Genomic DNA, 20720 nt, shown 5'->3' with positions numbered 1-20720 from the left:
GCTTCTGACGAAGCTGACCGGCGATCGCCGGAAATCGGGACCCCGCAGTCAGTCACGTTTCCGGTCAACCGAAGATGTTCTTCGTGAGCTCCGTGTCCATATACTCGCGAATCTCCACGATCTTGCCGTCCTTCATCCTGAGAACGATGCCGTAGAGATTGTTGTAGTCGAGCCCGTCCGTTGTGCGGGATTCACCCTGCGCTTCAACGAAGACCTGATCCCCCTCCGCGATCGCGTTCGTCACCGTGATCTTGATCGGGCCTTCAAGCCGATCAAGCAAAGGCGGAATGAAGTTCTCCATAATGTCCGACTTGCCGGCAAATGTGCGCGAGAAACGGTGACTGCCGAAGTAGGTGACCGTCACTTCCTCCGCCATCGCATTGAAGTAGCTCGGCACGTCGCCGGCCTTCAGTGCGGCGTAAGCATCGAGCGCGATCTGCTTGTTCATTTCGCTGACATTGGTCGTCATGATCATTCTCCCGTGAGGCCATGGCGACCATCGCCTGACTACCTCTGGATGCACCATTGGCATTCTTGAAATCGATCCACTAGCTCTGCTAGATGCGCCTTCGTGTTGCAATTTGAGGAACGCATGGATGTTCGACCTTGATGACCTGCGTATCTTTCTCGAGGTCGCCGATACCGGCGGGGTCACGCCCGCCGCGCGCCGTCTGGGGATTTCCAAATCGATGGTGAGCCGATGCGTGGCGCGGCTGGAACAGGAACTTGGCGCGCAGCTCCTGTCTCGCTCGACGCGAGGTGCCTCGCTCACGGAAGAAGGTTCGACTTTCCGCGAACATGCGTTGCGCATTACCGGGGAGCTGGAAGCGGCACGCGATGCGATATCGCCCGATGGGGATGTGCGCGGCCGCCTGCGTATTTCCGCCCCCTTGTCGCTCGGACCGATGTATCTGGGACCTGTCCTGGCCGAATTGGCGCGCCGACACCCTCGTTTGCACGTTCACACTGTCTACACGGATCGCATCGTCGATCTCGTCACCGAGGGTTTCGATGTGGCCATTCGAGCAGGCTATCTCTCCGATTCAAGCTTGGTTGCCCGGCGGATCGCGACAATATCTGGAAAGTTCGTCGCAAGCCCGGGCTACATCGAAGAGCATGGCGCGCCGCAGAGGCCGGAAGACCTCGTGAATCACGAAGCGCTGATGGAAGGGAACGAACCGTGGCGATTTATGAGGGACGGCAAACCGACAAGCATGAGCGTGCATGGCCGCTTCAAAGGCAATAGTGGCGAAGCGCTGATTGCGGCCGCATTAGCCGGCATAGGCATAGGCATGGAGCCCGATTATCTGACAGACCCCCACATTGCGTCCGGCGCTTTGGTGCCTGTGCTGACCGACTATCCGCCCCCGGAGGCTGGCCTGTTCGTGCTCCGTCCTCCTGGCAGACTGCCACCGCGAAAGGTGCGGACGCTGATCGAGATACTGATCGAGAAATTCAGTCCAGCCACAACCGCGAAGGCGGCACATGCCAGCTAAGGTCGCGATCCTGAGAGATCAGGTGGCCTCGTCCAGAAAGGGAAGTGGCGGAGAGGGTGGGATTCGAACCCACGGTACCCGCGAGGGCACGCCGCATTTCGAGTGCGGTGCTTTCGACCACTCAGCCACCTCTCCGCAGAGGCATTCGGTGCGTTCGTCGGCCTTAAAGGCCAAGTCTTGCGAAATGCTGAGCGCGCGCTGTTAGCGGATGATCCCGGCTTTGCCAAGCGCTTCAAAGTCGAATCTTGCACTTGCCCAAACGCACACTAAATCTTGTGTCATGGATCAGCCGAGAAACCGCAAAACCACAAGTCCTTCCACCGGATTGGCCGCGCTTCCGGTCGTCGCGCCGCGCGTGGCGCATGCGCGCTTCCGCATCGGGGACATGGTGCGACACAGGATGTTCGGCTTTCGGGGCCTGATCTTCGATATCGATCCGGTTTTCGCCAATAGCGAGGAATGGTACGAAGCGATTCCGGCCGCCATGCGGCCTGCGCGCGACCAGCCGTTCTACCATCTCTTCGCGGACAACGGCGAATCGAGCTATGTCGCCTATGTCAGCCAGCAGAACCTGATTGGCGACGAGACCGGCGATCCGATCGATCATCCGGCGATCGAGGCGCTGTTCGAGCAGCAGGCCGATGGCCGCTACGCGCTCGATCCCCAGCGCTGGCACTGACTCTGCGCCGGAGCACGGCGGTCAGGCCTTGATCTTCCAGCCCTGTTTGAGCGCTACGTAGCAGACGCCGGCAAGCGCCACGTTCAGCCCGATCATGACCAAAATGCCGATGAGGATCGGCGAATCGGCCTCTGCCAGAAATCCGTACCGGAAGCCGGAAATGGCATAAAAGAACGGATTGGCATGGCTGATCGCCCGGAAGATCGGCGAAACGTGGTCCATCGAATAGAAAGTGCCCGAGAGCAACGAGAGCGGCGCCACGAGGAAATTGCCGACAGCCGCCGCATGGTCGAACTTTTCCGCCCAGATGGCGGTGAGGATGCCGAGCGACGCCAGCATCGCGGAGCCCGCCAGCCCGAAGAAGATCACCGCCCAGAGATGATGCGGCATGACATGCACGCCCGGCCAGAACAGCATGGCACCCCAGATGGCGGCGCCCACGAAGACAGAGCGTGTGACCGACGAGGCGATGAGCGCCAACAGCAGTTCGCCGGATGAGAGCGGCGGCATCAGATAATCGACGATCGTGCCGCCGACCTTGGCTGCCAGCAGTGCGCTGGTCGAGTTCTGGAAGCTGTTCTGGATCATGCCCATGATGATGAGGCCCGGCGCCACGAAATCGGCGAACGGAACGCCCATCACCTCCAGCCCGCCACGGCCCAGCGCCACCGTGAAGATCACCAGGAACAGCAAGGTGGTGAGTGCGGGCGCCCAGACCGTCTGGAGTTGCACCTTCATGAAGCGCCGCACTTCCTTCATGTAGAGAGCATACATGCCGGCCCAGTTGATGTTGCGGATCACGGGGACGCCCGGCTCATGCCGGATGAGGCTGGAATCGGTGCTCTGCATGTTGGTCTGGGTCATGGATGATCGCCCCCTGTCGCGTGCCTCGCGCCCTATAGCGTCGCGTGCCGAGCATCAATGGCTCTCAGCCAAGCGAATATGGCCCGAAAGGGTCGCAAAACACGCACTGCTCATTTGACCTTTCCGAGTCGCATGCCCATATGGCGCCCATCACACGAAGGAATCCCGATGTCCTGGACAGACGAACGCATCGAGCAATTGAGGCAGATGTGGGAACGCGGCATGACCGCGAGCCAGATCGCCGACGAACTGGGCGGCGTCAGCCGCAACGCCGTGATCGGCAAGGCGCATCGCCTCGGCCTGCAGGCGCGCCCTTCCCCGGTCAAGGCGACCGAAGCCAGCGCCAAGCCTGCCGCCACCCCCGCCGCGCGCAAGACGCCGGCGCCGGCCAAGCCTGACAACAGCGCGAGCGACGAACCGCGCATCGCCAAGCCGCAGCCAAAGCCTGCCGCTGCGCCCGCGGAGCCGCGCCCCGCGCCGGCTCCGCAGACCGCCTCATCCAGCACGGAGAGCGCCGCGCCCGCCGCGCCGCAGCCGCGCATCGTCTCGGTCGGTCCCGGCGGCTTTCTGCGTCAGGGTCCGGGCGAGATGCAGCAGCCGATCCCGCCTGCCCCGCCGCGCCGCCTCGTGCCGGCCAAGCCGAGCGCCGAGATTGCCGGCAAGACCAGCCTGCTCGATCTCAACGAGAAGATCTGCAAATGGCCGCTCGGCCATCCTGGCGAACCCGATTTCCACTTCTGCGGCGAGAAGGTGAATCCCGGCTTTCCCTATTGCGTCGAGCATTGCGGCCGCGCCTATCAAGCCCAGCTCCCGCGCGGCACCCGCCGTCCGCCTCCGCCGCTGCCTTATGGCGGCCCACGGGTCCGCTGAGGTCGAAATTTCAGAGGAAGGCCGCCTCCGGGCGGCTTTCTTTTGCCTTGCACGGTCGGCGCGAACAAAGCGCGCACGGTCTCCACTTGCGCGGCTGACTCCCCTGCCCGTATAGCTTGTCCATGTCAGACGATCTTTTCCAGAATACCGGCAGCCGCACCACCGATACCTACGACGCCTCCTCGATCGAGGTCCTGGAAGGGCTGGAACCCGTTCGGCGCCGTCCCGGCATGTATATCGGCGGCACCGATGAGCGGGCGCTGCATCATCTCGCCTCCGAAGTGCTCGACAATGCGATGGACGAGGCCGTGGCAGGCCATGCGACCCGCATCGAAGTCACGCTCTCGGCGGGCAATCGGCTGACGATCGTGGACAATGGCCGCGGCATCCCGGTCGATCCGCATCCGAAATTCCCCGGCAAGTCGGCGCTGGAAGTCATCTTCACGACGCTGCACTCGGGCGGCAAATTCTCCGGCAAGGCCTATGAGACGTCGGGTGGTCTGCACGGCGTCGGCATCAGCGTGGTCAATGCCCTCTCGATCGATACCGAGGTCGAGATCGCGCTGAACCGCGAGCTTTATCGCCAGCGCTTCTCGCAAGGCCATGCCCTCGGCCCGCTCGAAAAGGTCGGCGCGGCGCCGAACCGGCGCGGCACGACCGTCAGCTTCACGCCCGACAGCGAGATCTTCCACGAACTGAAGTTCAAGCCCGCGCGCCTGCACCGGCTTGCGCGCTCCAAGGCCTATCTCTTTGCCGGTGTCGAGATCCGCTGGAAATGCGATCCCGAGGTCATCACGGACGACACGCCGGCCGAAGCCGTCTTCCAGTTCCCGGGCGGCCTCTCCGATCATCTGCGCGAACAGCTCGGCACCCGCGAATGCGCCACGGCCGAGTTCTTCCGCGGCACGCAGGACTTCCCGGACGGCGCCGGCCGGGTCGAATGGGCCGTCGCCTGGCCGCTCTGGTCGGACGGCTCGACGAGCTGGTATTGCAACACCATCCCCACGCCCGACGGCGGTACGCATGAAGCGGGGCTTCGGGCTGCGCTCACCAAGGGCATCCGCGCGTTCGGCGATCTGGTCGGTCAGAAAAAGGCCAAGGACATCCAGACGGACGACATCATGTCCGGCTGCGAGCTGATGCTCAGCGTCTTCATCCGCGAACCGCAATTCCAGAGCCAGACCAAGGATCGCCTGACTTCTCCGGAAGCCGCACGTCTGGTCGAAGCGGCCATGCGCGACCATTTCGACCATTTCCTCGCCGACAATATGGATCGCGGCAAAGCGTTGCTCGGCCATGTGCTTGAGCGGATGGACGAGCGCCTGCGCCGCAAGCAGGAGAAGGAAATCAAGCGCAAGACGGCGACGTCAGGCCGCAAGCTGCGTCTGCCCGGCAAGCTCACGGACTGCTCGGCCGACGATCCGGACGGCACGGAGCTGTTCATCGTCGAGGGCGACAGCGCCGGCGGCAGCGCCAAGCAGGCGCGCGACCGCAAGACGCAGGCCATCCTGCCGATCCGCGGCAAGATCCTCAACGTGGCCTCCGCGACCAGCGCCAAGATCCTCGCCAATCAGGAAATCGCCGATCTGATCCTCGCGATCGGTTGCGGCACCCGCAAGGACTGCAATCCGGACAATCTGCGCTACGAACGCATCGTCATCATGACCGATGCCGACGTCGACGGCGCGCACATCGCGACCTTGCTCATGACCTTCTTCTTCCAGGAAATGCCCGACCTTGTCCGGCGCGGGCATCTCTACCTCGCGCAGCCGCCGCTCTATCGCCTCGTGTCGGGTGGCAAGAGCGTCTATGCTGCCAATGACGAGATGCGCGAGGCGCTGCTCGCCAGCGAGTTCAAGGGCAAGAAGGTCGAGGTCAGCCGCTTCAAGGGCCTCGGCGAGATGAACCCGCAGCAGCTGCGCGAAACCACCATGGACCCGGCCAAGCGCGCGATGATCCGCATCACCTTGCCGCAGGAATATGAGGAGCGTGCCGGCGTCAAGGATCTGGTCGATCGGCTGATGGGCACCAACCCAGCCCACCGCTTTGCCTTCATTCAGGAGAATGCGGCGCAGGTGGACGAAGAGGTGATCGACGCCTGATGCCTATGAGGCGCGACGGCGTCCCTTTTCGGCACATGGACTTTGGTTAACTTTCTGCATAAGATCATCATCGCCCGCGCGAGGGAATCGTAACGTCATCTCGGCGCGGACGTGGGAAAATCGTGGGAGTTCTTATGCGCTATCTCAAGCTTGCGGCCGTTGCCGCCTCGTCACTGGTTGCTCTGGCCTCGGCCACCTCGGCGAGCGCCGTGGTCATCGACTTCGAGGACCTCGCTTTCGGCGTCCAGCCGGCTGGCCCCGTCGTTTATCCGGAAGCGACCTTCACGTCGTCCTCGGGCCTCCTCTATGTCGGCGGCGCCGGCATCGGCAAGGATCTTTGCACCTACACGGGCAGCTGCGACGCGGATCTGACCGTCGATTTCTCTTCGCCGGTTTCGAACCTGTCCTTCCAGGCTGCCGGTGACGACGCCGCGAGCACGATCTTCTACACCGTGTTCTTCGGCGGCGGCGGCAGCGTCGGCGGCACGTTCGCGCTCAACGGCACCTTCAGCACGCTGAAGACGTACAGCTTCGGCGCGCTGAGCGACATCGTCAAAATCGAGTTCTCGGACGATGACGGCGCGGGCATCGTCTACGACAACTTCACGTTCGATGTGGGCGCCGGTGCGGTTCCGGAGCCGGCCAGCTGGGCGATGATGATCGGCGGCATGGCGGTGGTCGGCGCTGCGATGCGCCGTCGGCGGACGCAGGTCAGCTTCGCCTGATCAGCACATAGTAGCAAAGTGAATTCGGGGCGGCACCTTGTGTCGCCCCTTTTCGTGTCAGGCCGCGGTGTCGATGCCCAGCTCGGCGAGCTTGCGGTACAAAGTCGAGCGCCCGATGCCGAGCCGCCGCGCCACTTCGGTCATGCGGCCACGATAATGGCCGATCGCGAGGCGAATGACGTCCGCTTCGATGTCGGAGAGCGAGCGCAGATGGCCGCTCGCTTCGTAGAGCGTCACACCGATCCCGTTTTCCTGCGCATTGCGGACCATCGGCGTCATGCCCTTGGACTGCGCGGGACGTTCGCCCGAGAGGATCTGGCCGGACAGCTGGGGGAAATCCGCTGCCGTCAGCGCGTCGCCCTCGCAGAGCACGGCGGCACGGAAAAGCGTGTTATGGAGCTGGCGGACATTGCCCGGCCAATCATGCCGCGTGAGCAGGTTGATCGCCTCATTGGTGATGCCGAGGCTGTGCAGGCCGGGCTGCGAGGCAATACGATCGAGCAGGTGGCGCGCCAGCGCCGGAATATCGCCGACGCGCTCGCGCAGCGGCGGGATCGTGAGCTGCACGACGTTCAGGCGATAATAGAGGTCCTCACGGAAACGGCCGGCCTCGACCTCGTCGATCAGGCGCTTGTTCGTCGCGGCGATGACACGCACGTCGACCTGACTCGGCATGCGGGCACCGACTGGCTGGATCTCGCCGTCCTGGAGCACGCGCAGGAGCTTGACCTGGGCTTCCAGCGGCAATTCGCTGATTTCGTCGAGGAAGATGGTGCCGCCATTGGCGGTCATGAACTTGCCGATGTGCCGATCGAACGCACCGGTGAACGCGCCGCGCTCATGGCCGAACAGGTCCGATTCGACGAGATTGGCGGGAATCGCGCCGCAGTTGACCGTGAGCATTGGCAGCCGCGAGCGCGGACTCGCGGCGTGGATGGCATGGGCAATCACTTCCTTCCCGACGCCGCTCTCGCCCTCGATGAGGATCGGCACCCGCGCCCGCGCCGCTTTTGCGGCAATGGCGAGCGCAGCGCGGAAGGTCGGCGAGGAGCCGACAATCTCCTCGAAGCCGAGCGGCGCGCGGATTTTCTCGGTGAGCGGTCGCAATTCGCCGGATGCTCCGGGATTGCGGAGCACAGTCTGCAGGGCGGCAAGGAAACTATCTGGCGCGATCGGCTTGATGAGGAAGTCATGCGCGCCCGCGCGCATCGCCTCGACGGCCTTTGCGGCCGATCCGTTCGCGGTCAGCACCAGCACGGGCAGGTTCGGGCGGCGCTCGCGAATGTCGCTGATCAGTGCGGTCGCTTCGAGGCCCTGCGTCCAGTCGTCCACGACGACGGCGGACAGGCGCATGCCTTCGCGCGTACCGAGTACGGAAAGCGCTTCGTCCGCGCTGCTCGCGCAGATCGTCCGCCACCCGGCCCGGTTGGCCATGGCGATGTTCAGACGGCGCTGAGCCGGTTCATCGTCCACCAGCAGAAGAAGTGGATTTTCCGCATCGCTCATTATCGAATTCCCGCACGTCCCCGGTCGATGTGATAAAGGAGGCGGGTAAAGACCCGATTAAGCGCATCGAAGATCGTGCCAATCGGCTTGAGAGCAGCAAATCTTGTCGCTAAGACGGATGCATTCTTAGGAAACAGGGGTCTGACTATATGGCAGAGCATCAGGATATGACGCAGGCGAACAACACTTACAGCGCGTTCCACGGGCTGATGAAGTGGGGCACGATCGTCAGCGCCATCGTGGCGGCCATCGTCGTCCTGATCATCTCCTGATCCGCCCCGGATCGGATCTCATAAAACCGTGAAAATCGCGGTCCTGCGCGAGACGGCAGCCGGCGAGAAACGCGTTTCGGCTTCCCCCGAAACTGTCCGCAAGTTCATCGCGCTCGGCGCCGATGTCGTCGTCGAAAGCGGCGCCGGCGTCTCGGCTTCCCTCGCCGATGCCGATTATGCGGCGGCCGGCGCGACCGTCGCCGAGCGCGCCGCCGCCCTCAACGGCGCCGGGCTTATCCTGTGCATACAGGGACCGGACCCCGCGACGCTCACCGGCGCCTCGCCCGGCGCCTTGCTGGTCGGCGGGCTCAATCCCTTTGGCGAGCGCGCGCGGGTCGATGCCTATGCCGCCGCCGGACTCGAAGCGCTCGCCATGGAGTTCATGCCGCGCATCACGCGCGCGCAGTCGATGGACATCCTCTCCTCACAATCCAATCTGTCCGGCTACAAGGCGGTGCTCGATGCCGCCGCCGAATATGGCAGAGCCTTCCCGATGATGATGACGGCGGCCGGCACGGTGTCCGCCGCGCGCGTCTTCGTCATGGGTGTCGGCGTCGCGGGTTTGCAGGCGATCGCCACGGCACGGCGCCTCGGCGCCCAGGTCAGCGCCACGGACGTGCGCGCCGCCACGAAGGAACAGATCGAATCGCTCGGCGCCAAGCCCATCTTCGTCGAGGCCGTGAAAGGCATCGAGGGTGAAGGCACTGGCGGCTATGCAACAGAAATGTCCGAAGAATATCAGAAGGCGCAGGCCGAGCTGGTGTCGAGCCACATCGCCAAGCAGGACATCGTGATCACGACTGCGCTGATCCCCGGCCGCCCTGCCCCGCGCCTCATCTCGGACGCGCAGATCGCCAGCATGAAGCCCGGCAGCGTCATTGTCGATCTTGCGGTCGAGCAGGGCGGCAATGTCGAGGGAGCCGTGGCGGGCGAGATCGTCGAGAAGCACGGCGTGAAGATCGTCGGGCATCGCAACGTGCCATCCCGCCTCGCCGCCGACACGTCCGCGTTGTTCGCGCGCAATCTCTACAATTTTCTCTCGGCCTATTGGGACAAGGACAGCCATGCGCCTGTCCTGCCCGATGATGACGAGATCGTGAAAGGCATCCGCCTCACGAAGGATGGCCAGGTCGTCAACGAGAGGCTGTCGGGATGATTGCGAAGGGGAAGCGTATCGACGTTTCGTCTCGAGACGACTTCATCATGCAGACTTACCAAATTCTCTGTGCGAAAAACGACAAGTCGCAGGATCACCGCTGGAGCTTTATGCAGCTCTCCTTGCTTGGGATATTTGCATTTTACGCGGGGTTGTTCAGCGACAAGCTTGCGGTCAGCCCGATGAACAGAAATATCCTGTTGTTTTTTCCTGCAGTTCTCAGTGCGTTGGGGCTTTTGCAAGCTTGGGGCTTGCGCCTCGGCAACCATCACCGCGGACAATTGATGAGGCGGATAGAACAGCACTTTGATTTCGCAGGAATCCAGCTCGATCGGGATGATCGCCAGAAATTCTACCGAAATCCGTTGACTTACGCGACTTACGCCTTCTGGAGCCTAATGCTCGCTTCCACATTGGCCATCGCCTTGTTCGTCGTGTTCAAGAATAAGTTCTGAAGGAGCGACGCTCATGGACTTCATCGCGATCCTCTCAATCTTCGTGCTGGCCTGTTTCGTCGGCTATTATGTCGTCTGGTCGGTGACGCCCGCTCTGCACACGCCGCTCATGGCGGTCACCAACGCCATTTCCTCCGTCATCATCGTCGGCGCCCTCATCGCGACGACGGAGGCACAGAGCGAAAGCGCGCAATGGCTGGGCTTTGCCGGCGTGGTCCTCGCGTCGATCAACATTTTCGGCGGCTTCGCTGTCACCGAGCGCATGCTCGCCATGTACAAGAAGAAAGAGCGCAAATGATGATCCCCGGCTCGGCCCTCGCGCCGCTGGTCGCGCTCGCCTATCTGATCTCGGGCGTCCTCTTCATCCTCGCCTTGCGCGGCCTTTCCAGCCCGGAAAGCAGCCAGCGCGGCAATCGCTTCGGCATGCTCGGCATGTTCATCGCGGTCGGCACCACCATTGCCACGCATGACGCCGTCGCCTTACCGAAGCTCGGGCTTGCCATCGTCATCGGCGGCGTGATCGGTTTCGTCATCGCGCGCAAGATCGCCATGACGGCCATGCCGCAGCTGGTCGCGGCGTTCCACAGCCTCGTTGGCCTCGCAGCCGTCGTCGTCGGCGTCGCCGCTTTTCTAAACCCGGCCTCTTTCGGGATCATCGACGAGCTCACCGGCGCGATCCACGGCGCAAGCCGGGTCGAGATGGCGCTCGGCGTAGCGATCGGCGCGATCACCTTCTCCGGTTCGGTCATCGCGTTCCTCAAGCTCAACGGCAACATGTCCGGCAAGCCGATCCTTCTGCCTGCCCGTCACGTCATCAATCTCGCCGCGCTCGCCGCGATCCTCTTCTTCACCTTCGGCTTCTGGCACTCGCAGGCTCCGATGGACTTCTGGATCGTCGTCGCCCTGTCCTTCGTCATCGGCTTCCTGCTCATCATCCCGATCGGCGGGGCGGATATGCCGGTCGTCGTCTCGATGCTGAACAGCTATTCCGGCTGGGCGGCCGCGGCTATGGGCTTCACGCTCGAGAACACGGCGATGATCATCACCGGCGCACTGGTCGGCTCCTCGGGCGCGATCCTGAGCTACATCATGTGCCGGGCGATGAACCGCAGCTTCCTCTCGGTCATTGCCGGCGGTTTCGGTGCCGAAGCAGCGTCGGGCGACGGCGAGGCCCGGGAACAGCGCCCGTGGAAACGCGGCAGCGCAGAGGATGCGGCATTCCTCATGAAACAGGCGGACAGCGTCATCATCGTGCCCGGCTATGGCATGGCGGTTTCGCAAGCCCAGCATGCGCTCCGCGAAATGGGGGACATGCTCAAGAAGGAAGGGGTCAGCGTCAAATACGCCATCCATCCGGTCGCAGGCCGCATGCCCGGCCATATGAACGTGCTGCTGGCCGAAGCCAACGTGCCCTATGACGAGGTGTTCGAGCTGGAGGACATCAACAGCGAGTTCGCCCAGACCGACGTCGCCTTCGTCATCGGCGCCAACGATGTCACCAATCCGGCCGCCAAGACCGACAAGACGTCACCCATCTACGGCATGCCGATCCTCGACGTCGCCAACGCCAAGACAGTGCTGTTCGTGAAGCGCTCCATGGGCGGCGTCGGCTATGCGGGCGTCGATAATGATGTCTTCTACATGGACAACACGATGATGCTCCTCGCCGACGCGAAGAAGATGGTTGAGGATATCGTCAAGTCGCTGGGGCATTAACAAGAAAAGCCTCTCCTCCAAAAGAGGAGGGGGTTTTGAGTACCCTCACGCCTTGCCCTCGCCCCCTGCATCGGCCAGAAGAGCCCCCATGAAGAAACTCGGATTGATCGGCGGCCTCTCCTGGTCCTCCACCGCGCGTTATTATGAGCTCATCAACCGGGCCGTGCAGCGCCAGCTCGGCGGCCTGCACAGCGCCACTTTGCTCATCGACAGCCTCGATTTCGCCGATGTCGCCCGCTGCACCTCATCCAACGACTGGGACTGCGCGGCCGGCCATATGATCGGCGCGGCAAAGCGGCTTGAAGCAGGCGGCGCCGAGGGTCTGCTCATCTGCGCCAATTCGCTGCACAAGGTCATCCCCCAGGTGGAAAGCTCGGTGGGTATTCCGATCATCAACATCATCGACGAGATCGGCGCCAAGCTGAAGGCCGACAAGGTCAAGTCAGTGGCGCTCGTCGGCACCAGCAACGTGATGACGGATCGCGACTATCGGCAGAAGCTGGTCAGCACGAGCGGCGCCTCGCTCCTGCCCGCCGATGCCGAGCTTGCAGGGCGGATCGACCGCATGGTCTATGAGGAACTGGCCGCCGGCAAGGTGACGCGCGACGCCGAGCGCTATATGAAGTCCGAGCTGACCGACATCGCCAAGGAAGACGTCAAGGCCGTCGTCCTGGCCTGCACGGAGCTTGCGCTGGTCGTCGATGTCCACGCCAATGTGCTGCCGATCTACGACAGCACGATCATCCACGCAGAGGCCGGCGCGCGCTTCGTCCTGAGCTGAGCGCTTTCGCGACGCATCGACAATCGCGTCAAACAGGCCTTTGATTGGACCGTCGGCAAAGTCCGGGAAGTCGATCCGAGCCATCGCCGGCCGAAAGAAAAGCCTGTCCTACAGAAGATGATCGCTGGCAGTCCGGGATCATGCGTCCCGATGAGCCGATGTCCGAGTCACACGATCACCGAGCCGATTATTTTTGGCCCGACCCCCGAACTTTCCGAACTTTCGCAAGAATATTACGCCGGTCCGCCGATCGGACGGACCTCTCAGACGCCTGTCTTGAACGGCGTGAAGTCGGTCTTTTCGTCATAGACGTCCAGCCCCTCGCCGCGCTTGAAGAAGCCGACGACGGCATAGGTCACGGGCGTCAGCATGACCTCCCAACCGACCTTGAGCGCCCAGTTGGTGACCATCACCATCAGCACCTGCTCGTTGGACCAGATGCCGAAGAAGGCCAAAGGATAGAAAATCAGGCTGTCTACGCCCTGCCCGATGATCGTCGAGCCGATGGTGCGCGACCAGAGCGCCTTTCCCTGCGTCAGCACCTTCATCTTGGCGAGGACGAAGCTGTTGGCGAATTCACCTGCCCAGAAGGCCACGATCGAGGCAAACACGATTCGCGGCACCTGGCCGAACACGGAGTCGTATGCGCCCTGCCCTTCCCAGCCCGCAGCCGGCGGCAGCGAGACGACGACCCAGCTCATGAACGCCATGAACAGCATCGCCGCGAAACCTGCCCAGATGCAGCGGCGCGCCCGCGCATAGCCATAGACCTCGGTCAGCACGTCGCCGATCACATAGCCGAGCGGGAAGAACAGGATTCCGGCGCCGAAAGTGAAGCCCCAGAGCGTCGCCAGCTTGGCCGCACCGATGATGTTCGAGAGCAGCAGGATCGCGACGAACGCCGCCATCACGAAGTCATAATAGCGCAGCGACTGCCCCTTGAGGACGCTTGCGTCGACATGAACGGGATGCTGGGCGGAAGCGCCGTTCGGCGCAGTCGGTTGGGCGGCCATGATCCCTTCTATGCCGCGTCTTGGTTCCCGCGGCAATTGGCGCGAAAGGCGCTTTCCGTTCGCGCTGCAAATGCTCTAAGGCGAGCGCGGGACGCGCCCGTAGCTCAGCTGGATAGAGCACTCGCCTTCTAAGCGAGTGGTCGCAGGTTCGAATCCTGCCGGGCGCGCCAGATTTTCCGGTCAGCCCCGCATCAGCTCATAGGCCCCCTTCAGCAGTTCCTCGGTATTGCTGACCACGGAAAAGCCCTGCGCATGCTGCTCGTCGAGAATGTCGGACATCTCATAGAAGCCCTTGGCGAGCGGGAAATAGTCTCGCGGATGCAGCCAGAGGCGCAGCAGCAGCCGCTCGCGGCCCGGCGTGTTGCGGAAGCTTGTGCGCGAGTGCATCACACGGAAATTCTGCCAATAGGCGATCTCGCCCGGCTGCATAGTGAAGGAAACCATCAGCTCCGGCCGGCGGCACACAGAGTTCATGAAGCGCAGGCCCTCGACGAACCTGGCCGGCAGTTCCTCGCCGCGAATCGTCGCCGCCCGGACGAGGAAAAGCACATAGGCATAGACGCCGATATGCCCATCCACGACGGAGAAGGTCGGGATCTTGTAATCGGTGGTCGTATCGAGACCTGTCGGATAATAATAGCCCTCGGTCAGCGCCTCGAGCAGGTCCGGCCGCTCCTGCTTGATGACGTCATACACCGCCGCCGCGCTGACGAAGCCGCTGACGCCGCCTTCGATCGACGTCACGACCGAAGCGAGGCTCAAAATGCCGTGATAGTCGGTGTGCGGGCCAAGTTCGGTATCGCTGAGATAGCCGCGCTTCTCCGGATTCGGTTCCTTGCGCACATAACCGATGCGGTCATGCCGCTCGCTTTGTTCCGCCGCCCTGCCGAGATGCGTGCCGAGGCCGAAATGGATGCGCGCGAACTGCTCGACGCTGTAGCGGCTGATGTCGATGCCGGAGAGCAACACGGCACCGCGACCGGCCACGATGTCATAGCGCGAAGCGTCCATGAGGGCGACGATCTCTCCGGCACCGAAATCGTCGCGTGTAATCGACGTCGGATCGCGCCCTTCCGTTGCAAGGACGGCAGCATCGATCGCGTCGAGCTGCGCCGGGCTCAGCCGCCGCGTGATACCTTCCGCGCCACCGGTCGTTTCCGATGTCCACGCGCCGGATTGCCCGCCCAAAGTCGAACGCTGGCTCCGAATTTCCGACGCTGCATCAATATCTGCCATATCACCCTCTCGAAAACCGAGGCCTCAACCGCCCGTCGCGTGTGCCGTGCTCAGCGCCACATTCTGCTCGGCCGGATCGTTCAGGAAAACGCCCTGACGGCGAAGCTCCTTCTGCAAGTCCGCAATGTTCACCCCACGCGGCTGAACGCCCGCATTGACTGCCAGCGCAGCCGCAGCGCCGGCTGCCTGGCCGGTCAGCCAGCATTGCGGAATTTCGCGCATGAAGCCGTGCGAGTTCGCATCGCAGGAAATATGCCGGCCACCTGCGAGCAGGCCGTCCAGCTTGCGCGGAACGAGCGCGCCATAGGGAACCGAGATCACCGGATATTTGAGCGAAACCGAGGGGCTGACGCCGACCTCGTCGGGCAACGCGATACCGTCCGCCCACTGGCTGCGCAGCACTTTGCCGACGCCGCCCAGACGGCGCGTGTGGCGGACGCCAAGCTGCGGTGCGCTCTCCAGCATGTAGGCGCCCTCGAAGCCCGGTGCTTCGGCAAGGAAGAAGTCGCAATGGCTCTGCATGAAGCGGTGCGAACGGATCTCCAGCTCGGTCATGTCATCGACATCGAGCGCCGAGAGGCCGGACTGACGCGGGCCGAGGAACAGGGCGATGTCGTTGCGCCACGAGACATAAGGCGGCTGGAAGAAACCGAGACGCTCACGGCCAAGCGCGGCGAACTGGGCATATTGCTCCGGTTCATTGGCGCGGAAGGCGAGCCAGCGATCCATGTCGACGCCGCCGAGCATGAAGGCCGTGTTGGCGCTGTGGTGGACGTCGCCTTCCTCGATGTCCGTATCGAACTCGGCACCGGCGCGGGCGAAAATGTCGCCATCGCCCGTCGTGTCGACCACGACCTTGGCCATCAGCGCCTGACGACCGGCCTTGGATTCGAACACGACGCCTTGCACGGCGCCATCGGCCACGATCGGAACAGCCGCCCAGCTGTGGAAGACGAGGCGCACGCCCTTCTCAAGCAGCATTTCCTGGCTGATGAGCTTCAGCCGCTCGGGATCAAGCGTCGGAGACCAGTTGACGACGCCGTGAAAGGCGGCGGTGCGCTGGCCCCAGTAACTGGCCTTCTTCGGATCCTTCGAGCCCCAGTCGGCGCGCGGCGGCCCGGCAAGGCCCGCTGCCGGCATGCGATCCAGCACATCGACGGCGAAGCCCTGAATGACCTGCCGGCCGGTCCAGTCGGTCATGCGGTCGATCCAGATGACAAGGCCGCCGGTCGAAAGACCGCCGAGATGATTGTAGCGTTCCATCAGCACCACGTCCGCACCGGTCTGCGCTGCCGCCCAGGCAGCCGCAGTGCCGGCAGGGCCGCCGCCGACGATCAGAACATCGCACTTGTGATAGACCGGAATTTCGCGCGCAGGCTCGACATAGGTGCCCGTGCCGTTGCGCCGGGGCAGCGTATGGCGCCCGCTCTCGAACACGTCGGATGCCAGAAAACGGTCTTCCGACTGGCGGACCTCGCGGATTTTCGGGGTCTGTTCATCTGCCATCGCGCACCCTCTCGATCATTCGAATCGCACTTAAGTTACATCTTTATAGAAAGCTTGCTAATCATTAGAGCAAGTGTAGCTATTCCTGTAGCCAAAAGCACCACCCGCATTTATCCTCCGCACCGCGTGGAGCAACCCGCATGGAGAGGGAGTTTTCGAAGGCCATGACAAGACCGGCTCGCACGATCGACCTGGCCGGCCTGCTCGAAGGCAGGAAGCTCACCCCATTCAATTATCTTTTGATCGGCCTCTCCTGGCTCGTCACGATGTTCGACGGCCTCGACATGATGATGGTCTCGTTCACCGCGCCCTATATGCAGGACGAACTGCGCCTGACCGACATGCAGTTGAGCGGCGCGTTCTCGGCCGGCACGCTGGGCATGATCATCGGCGGCCTCATCTTCACCTATATCGGCGACCGGATCGGGCGGAGGCCGACGATCATCATGTGTACGCTCGCCTTCGGCGTATTCACCTTCCTCACCGGTTTCGCGACCTGGTACCCTGCGCTGCTGGCGTTGCGCTTCCTCGACGGCCTCGCCATCGGCGGCGCCCTGCCGCTGGCCTGGGCGCTCAATGTCGAGTTCATTCCAAGCAAGCTTCGCGCGACCGTCGTCGCCTTCATCATGATGGGCTTCAGCATCGGCAGCTCGCTCGCCGCGCCGCTCACCAACTGGATCGCACCGACCTACGGCTGGGAAGGCGTCTATTTCGCGGGCGGCATTGGATCGGTGCTCTGCGCCATCCTGATCGCGATCTTCCTGCCCGAATCGCCGCGCTTCCTCATCAGCAAAGGCGTGAAACCAGAGCTTGTTCACACGACGCTCAAGCGCCTCGATCCCGCGCTGGACGTTCAGGCCGAGGATCGCTTCATCCTGGCGGACGAAAGCAAGCGCGAGAGCGGCTTTCAGCTCGGCCAGCTCTTCGAAGGCCGTTTGCGGTTGCTGACGCCGATCATCTGGATCGGCTATTTCGCCAGCGCGCTCGGTATCTTCTTCAAGTCCGCCTTCGGGCCGACCATTCTCGAGCGCATGCAGATCGCCCGCGAGGTTGCGGCCAACGTGTCAGCCATCGGCGGCCTGCTCGGCGCCATCGCGGGCGTCGTGATCATGCGCCTCTCGGCCCGCTTCGGCCTCGGCTTCGCGGCGACCTGCACATTGCTGATCGTCCCTATGGCCGTCGCCATCGGCATGGAGTGGGTGCCGGCCTGGCTGCTGCTGCCGATCCTCGTCGTGCAAAGCATGCTCGTCGGCGGCTGCCACACGGCTATCATCAGCCAGCTCGCGCTCTATTATCCGACCGGCATTCGTGCCAGCGCAGGCGGCGTGGCGTCGGCCATCGGCAAGATGGGCGGATTTATCGGCCCGTTCATCGGCGCCGCCATCCTGACCGCAGGTGTGCCCGCAGTACGGACCTATGCCATCGCCGCGATCTGCCCCTTCATCCTGTTCCTCTCCATCGTGGCGATCTCAGCGCTTCTGCGGCGCCCGGAGCCGGCCGCGAACGGGAATGGCCGGGTGGCCGTTCCGGCGGAATAGGCGGCACAAACGGCCATTGACCGGTTCGGTCGGCCTGCGTATAGCGCGCCGACCGGCCGCCGGAAGGCGGACATGGCCCTTTGGGGCGGAGTAGCTCAGCCGGTTAGAGCAGCGGAATCATAATCCGCGTGTCGGGGGTTCGAGTCCCTCCTCCGCTACCACAAGCCCTCAGTTCAGCTGGCCTCATCGATTGCGGCGCTGTCCTTTCTCTGGCAAGGCCACGCCCGTGTGAACATGGGGAGTGGATGTGGCGCATTTCGATTGCCTTATCGTCGGCGGCGGGCACGCCGGAGCGCAGGCCGCTATCTTGCTGCGCCAGCTCAAGTTTGAGGGCTCGATCGGCATCATCAGCGACGAGGCGGACCCGCCCTATGAGCGCCCGCCGCTGTCCAAGGATTATCTGGCGAGCGAGAAAGCATTCGACCGGATCCTGCTGCGCCCGGCGCACTTCTGGGAAGAGCAGAAGATCGACCTGATCCTGCGCAAGCGGGTGAAGGCGATCAACCCGGCCGAGCATAGCATCGTCACCGCAAGCGATACCGAATATAGCTATGGCAAGCTGATCTGGGCCGGCGGCGGCGCGGCGCGGCGCCTCTCCTGCCCCGGCAGCACGGCCAAGGGCCTGCACACGGTCCGCACCCGCGCCGATGTCGACGCGATCATGGCGAGCCTTGCCGATACGCAGCGCTTCGTCATCATCGGCGGCGGCTATATCGGCCTCGAAGCGGCAGCCGTGCTGAGCAAGCTCGGCAAGCGGGTGACTTTGATCGAGGCGCTCGACCGCGTGCTGGCGCGCGTCGCGGGGCCGGAGCTGTCTGCCTTCTTCGAGAACGAGCATCGCGCGCATGGCGTCGATGTGCGCCTCTCCGCCGCGGTGGAAGCCATCGAGGCAAACGATGCGGGCGTCGTGACCGGCGTCGTGCTGGCGGACGGCACCGTCGTCACTGCCGATGCCGTCATCGTGGGCATCGGGATCGTACCCGAGACCGGCCCGCTGATCATGGCGGGCGCGAGCGGCGGCAATGGCGTCGATGTCGACGAATATTGCCAGACGTCGCTGCCGGACATCTACGCGATCGGCGACTGTGCCGCGCATGAAAACCGCTTCGCGGCCGGCCGACGGATGCGCGTGGAATCGGTGCAGAACGCCAATGATCAGGCGCGGACCGCCGTGCAGCATATGCTCGGCAATCCCGCGCCTTATGAGGCAGTGCCGTGGTTCTGGTCCAACCAATATGACCTGCGCCTTCAGACGGTCGGACTTTCGGTTGCCTATGACGAAACCGTCGTGCGTGGTGACGTAGAGAGCCGCAGCTTCTCGGTCGTCTATCTGCGCCAGGGCCAGGTCATCGCGCTCGACTGCGTGAACCGGACCAAGGACTATGTGCAGGGCCGTGCGCTGGTGGTGGATGGCGCGCGAATCGGGCGCGATCAGCTCGCCAATGGCGATGTGCCGCTGAAAGAGCTGACGTCGGCCTGAGGTCTACGCGCTGGCTTCCCCCAAATGCCGTGTTTGAGTGGTTTGCCGCTTCCGACAGGCTGTTGGAAAGCGCGCATTTCTGCGGGTTTGCGGGCTTATCTTCTCTAACTTCCGTCACAGGAGGCATGGTGAGCGCGCAAAAGTCTTGCGCGAGGCGCGTTAAGCCTCTGATTTTGATGGATGATTTACGGGATCAAAGAGCGCGGCTGGATGCCGCCTGATATGATCTTATGACATCATATCGGGTCTGTAGGACAGGCCGCTATCCGCGAAAAGCGTAGCGCGCGATCGGCGACCAGGGTCCATCCTCATAGTGCCAGAGATTGAGGGCCGCGATGACGGTCGGGCGCAGCGCGACGCTCTCCTTCAGGATCGCAAGGGTATCCGCGGCGACGGCCGGTGTGACCTTGTTCTGAATGGTGATGTGCAGGCGTGGCGTGTGGCGGTCCTGCGGGATCAGGTGAGGCGCGAACCGGTCCGCGATCTCTGCGCGAAGCTCCAGCAAAGCCGGGCAGGCAATGTCGATCGCGACGCCGCGCCCGAGGGATCGGACGCCCTCGATCCGGGCTGCCGGTTTCGGCGCTTTTGCTGCTTCGGCCAGCAGCGCCCGCAGCTCCGGCTCCAGCGACGGCGGCAGATGGTGAAACAGGCTGATATGCGCGGGCACCTTGTTGCGATCCGGCGGGAAATGGGCGCGGCGCAGAGCCTCTGCCCAGCTCTGGTCGGCCCGATCCAGCTCGGCCGTCACGATCATGGGAGCACTATTGCGCATGGTGAACCGCCGGCATTGCAATGTCGCGAATTTGCGCCATGCTCACGCTTCTAACAGAAGGAGGGGAAATCATGGCAACCAGTCCCGACCAAGCCCGCGCATCGATGTGGCCGGCGATCATCTTCCTCTTGTGGACATTGATAGGCGTCGCGGCATTCGTGATGCAGTCCTCCGCCGATCTGGAAACGCTGGCCAAGACCGATCCCCATCAGGCCAGGATCTGGGCGGAAATGCCGGCCTGGGCCTGGGCCGCCTATGGTCTCGCGGTCGGTGCCGGTCTGGCCGGTGCGCTGGCGCTGATCCTGCGGCGCGGCTCGGCGGTGTGGCTCTCGGCCCTCTGCCTGATCGCGGTGATCGTGCAGTTCTGCTACACCTTCTTCCTGACCGACCTGCTGGCGGTGCGAGGCTGGAGCACAATGTTGTTTCCAGCGTTCATCATCGTCATGGCGCTGGCACAGACGCTTTATGCGCGGTCGCTGCAGGCGAAGGGGGCTTTGCGGCAACATCCTCCGTCATTCCCGCGTTCGCGGAAATGACGGAGAAGAGGGCGTGA

General features: G+C 63.3%; 21 protein-coding genes and 3 tRNA genes. 16 read left to right on the top strand and 8 right to left on the bottom strand.

The features are described 5' to 3' along the window. Positions 1-64: 64 nt before the first annotated feature. Positions 65-469, bottom strand: a complete 405-nt coding sequence (locus tag KM135_RS09790) for a nuclear transport factor 2 family protein (RefSeq protein ID WP_221713808.1) — start codon at positions 467-469, stop codon at positions 65-67. Between the two features lie 127 nt (positions 470-596). On the opposite strand from KM135_RS09790, the gene KM135_RS09785 reads away from it, so the two are divergent. Then, on the top strand, positions 597-1496 hold the full coding sequence (locus KM135_RS09785) for a LysR family transcriptional regulator (protein ID WP_221713807.1): 900 nt from the start codon (positions 597-599) through the stop codon (positions 1494-1496). Positions 1497-1541: 45 nt separating this feature from the next. Here KM135_RS09785 and KM135_RS09780 read toward each other — a convergent pair. Then, positions 1542-1631, bottom strand: a tRNA-Ser gene (locus KM135_RS09780). A 145-nt stretch (positions 1632-1776) separates the two neighbouring features. Between KM135_RS09780 and hspQ the strand changes: the two genes are divergently transcribed. Then, positions 1777-2175, top strand: coding sequence for a heat shock protein HspQ (hspQ, locus tag KM135_RS09775; RefSeq protein WP_221713806.1), 399 nt, complete (start codon positions 1777-1779; stop codon positions 2173-2175). Positions 2176-2196: 21 nt separating this feature from the next. Here the strand turns inward: hspQ and KM135_RS09770 are convergent, their stop codons facing one another. Continuing rightward, entirely contained in the window at positions 2197-3039 is an 843-nt protein-coding gene (locus KM135_RS09770; protein ID WP_246605875.1) for an ABC transporter permease, read from the bottom strand. Positions 3040-3207: 168 nt separating this feature from the next. Here KM135_RS09770 and KM135_RS09765 point away from each other — a divergent pair, with 168 nt between their 5' ends. The 3 genes from KM135_RS09765 (at position 3208) to KM135_RS09755 (ending at position 6736) form a co-directional block, all read left to right on the top strand. Further along, positions 3208-3909: a GcrA family cell cycle regulator gene (locus KM135_RS09765; protein WP_221713805.1), complete on the top strand. Its 702-nt coding sequence runs from the start codon at positions 3208-3210 to the stop codon at positions 3907-3909. A 122-nt stretch (positions 3910-4031) separates the two neighbouring features. Beyond that, positions 4032-6011, top strand: coding sequence for a DNA topoisomerase IV subunit B (parE, locus tag KM135_RS09760; protein ID WP_221713804.1), 1980 nt, complete (start codon positions 4032-4034; stop codon positions 6009-6011). Positions 6012-6145: 134 nt separating this feature from the next. Then, positions 6146-6736: a PEPxxWA-CTERM sorting domain-containing protein gene (locus KM135_RS09755; protein ID WP_221713803.1), complete on the top strand. Its 591-nt coding sequence runs from the start codon at positions 6146-6148 to the stop codon at positions 6734-6736. 57 nt (positions 6737-6793) lie between these two features. Here KM135_RS09755 and KM135_RS09750 read toward each other — a convergent pair whose 3' ends face one another. After that, complete coding sequence (locus tag KM135_RS09750) at positions 6794-8242, bottom strand: sigma-54-dependent transcriptional regulator (protein WP_221713802.1); 1449 nt, start codon at positions 8240-8242, stop codon at positions 6794-6796. Positions 8243-8391: 149 nt separating this feature from the next. Here KM135_RS09750 and KM135_RS09745 point away from each other — a divergent pair, with 149 nt between their 5' ends. The 6 genes from KM135_RS09745 to KM135_RS09720 all read left to right on the top strand — a co-directional run bounded on the left by KM135_RS09745 (position 8392) and on the right by KM135_RS09720 (position 12622). Then, positions 8392-8514 (top strand): aa3-type cytochrome c oxidase subunit IV, encoded by a 123-nt coding sequence (locus KM135_RS09745; protein WP_221713801.1) that lies wholly within the window; start codon positions 8392-8394, stop codon positions 8512-8514. A 28-nt stretch (positions 8515-8542) separates the two neighbouring features. Continuing rightward, the gene (locus tag KM135_RS09740; RefSeq protein ID WP_221713800.1) at positions 8543-9670 is read left to right on the top strand and encodes a Re/Si-specific NAD(P)(+) transhydrogenase subunit alpha; all 1128 of its coding nucleotides are present in this window, start codon (positions 8543-8545) and stop codon (positions 9668-9670) included. Then, positions 9667-10125 (top strand): hypothetical protein, encoded by a 459-nt coding sequence (locus KM135_RS09735; RefSeq protein WP_221713799.1) that lies wholly within the window; start codon positions 9667-9669, stop codon positions 10123-10125. Before KM135_RS09740 ends, KM135_RS09735 begins: the two co-directional genes overlap by 4 nt. 13 nt (positions 10126-10138) lie before the next feature. Continuing rightward, the gene (locus KM135_RS09730) at positions 10139-10423 is read left to right on the top strand and encodes an NAD(P) transhydrogenase subunit alpha part 2 (RefSeq protein ID WP_221713798.1); all 285 of its coding nucleotides are present in this window, start codon (positions 10139-10141) and stop codon (positions 10421-10423) included. Next, positions 10423-11841 carry an NAD(P)(+) transhydrogenase (Re/Si-specific) subunit beta gene (locus KM135_RS09725; RefSeq protein ID WP_221713844.1) on the top strand — a complete coding sequence of 473 codons (1419 nt, stop codon included), beginning with the start codon at positions 10423-10425 and terminating at the stop codon, positions 11839-11841. The genes KM135_RS09730 and KM135_RS09725 overlap by 1 nt, the downstream gene beginning before the upstream one ends. A gap of 88 nt (positions 11842-11929) precedes the next feature. After that, positions 11930-12622, top strand: coding sequence for an aspartate/glutamate racemase family protein (locus KM135_RS09720; RefSeq protein WP_221713797.1), 693 nt, complete (start codon positions 11930-11932; stop codon positions 12620-12622). 263 nt (positions 12623-12885) lie between these two features. Here KM135_RS09720 and KM135_RS09715 read toward each other — a convergent pair whose 3' ends face one another. After that, positions 12886-13635, bottom strand: a complete 750-nt coding sequence (locus KM135_RS09715) for a queuosine precursor transporter (RefSeq protein WP_221713796.1) — start codon at positions 13633-13635, stop codon at positions 12886-12888. A 93-nt stretch (positions 13636-13728) separates the two neighbouring features. Here KM135_RS09715 and KM135_RS09710 point away from each other — a divergent pair. After that, positions 13729-13805 (top strand) — tRNA-Arg (locus tag KM135_RS09710). 10 nt (positions 13806-13815) lie between these two features. Here KM135_RS09710 and KM135_RS09705 read toward each other — a convergent pair. Together KM135_RS09705 and KM135_RS09700 are read right to left on the bottom strand one after the other, a co-directional pair. Further along, a complete protein-coding gene (locus KM135_RS09705) occupies positions 13816-14871 on the bottom strand; it encodes a TauD/TfdA family dioxygenase (RefSeq protein WP_221713795.1) in 1056 nt (351 codons plus the stop codon). A 24-nt stretch (positions 14872-14895) separates the two neighbouring features. Beyond that, entirely contained in the window at positions 14896-16377 is a 1482-nt protein-coding gene (locus KM135_RS09700; RefSeq protein WP_221713794.1) for an FAD-dependent oxidoreductase, read from the bottom strand. A 164-nt stretch (positions 16378-16541) separates the two neighbouring features. On the opposite strand from KM135_RS09700, the gene KM135_RS09695 reads away from it, so the two are divergent. The 3 genes from KM135_RS09695 (at position 16542) to KM135_RS09685 (ending at position 19395) form a co-directional block, all read left to right on the top strand. Continuing rightward, positions 16542-17915, top strand: a complete 1374-nt coding sequence (locus tag KM135_RS09695; RefSeq protein ID WP_221713793.1) for an MFS transporter — start codon at positions 16542-16544, stop codon at positions 17913-17915. An 84-nt stretch (positions 17916-17999) separates the two neighbouring features. Next, a tRNA-Met gene (locus tag KM135_RS09690) sits at positions 18000-18076 on the top strand. Positions 18077-18162: 86 nt separating this feature from the next. Next, the gene (locus tag KM135_RS09685) at positions 18163-19395 is read left to right on the top strand and encodes an NAD(P)/FAD-dependent oxidoreductase (protein ID WP_221713792.1); all 1233 of its coding nucleotides are present in this window, start codon (positions 18163-18165) and stop codon (positions 19393-19395) included. A gap of 262 nt (positions 19396-19657) precedes the next feature. On the opposite strand, the gene KM135_RS09680 is transcribed toward KM135_RS09685, so the two are convergent. Continuing rightward, entirely contained in the window at positions 19658-20167 is a 510-nt protein-coding gene (locus tag KM135_RS09680; protein ID WP_221713791.1) for a 2'-5' RNA ligase family protein, read from the bottom strand. A gap of 38 nt (positions 20168-20205) precedes the next feature. Between KM135_RS09680 and KM135_RS09675 the strand changes: the two genes are divergently transcribed. Next, a complete protein-coding gene (locus KM135_RS09675) occupies positions 20206-20703 on the top strand; it encodes a sugar transporter (RefSeq protein ID WP_425517023.1) in 498 nt (165 codons plus the stop codon). Positions 20704-20720: the final 17 nt, after the last annotated feature.

Source organism: Sphingobium xanthum (assembly GCF_019737615.1).
GTDB lineage: Bacteria > Pseudomonadota > Alphaproteobacteria > Sphingomonadales > Sphingomonadaceae > Sphingobium > Sphingobium xanthum.
Note: the sequence above shows the minus strand (reverse complement) of the source record. Positions and strands in the feature narration are given on the sequence as shown.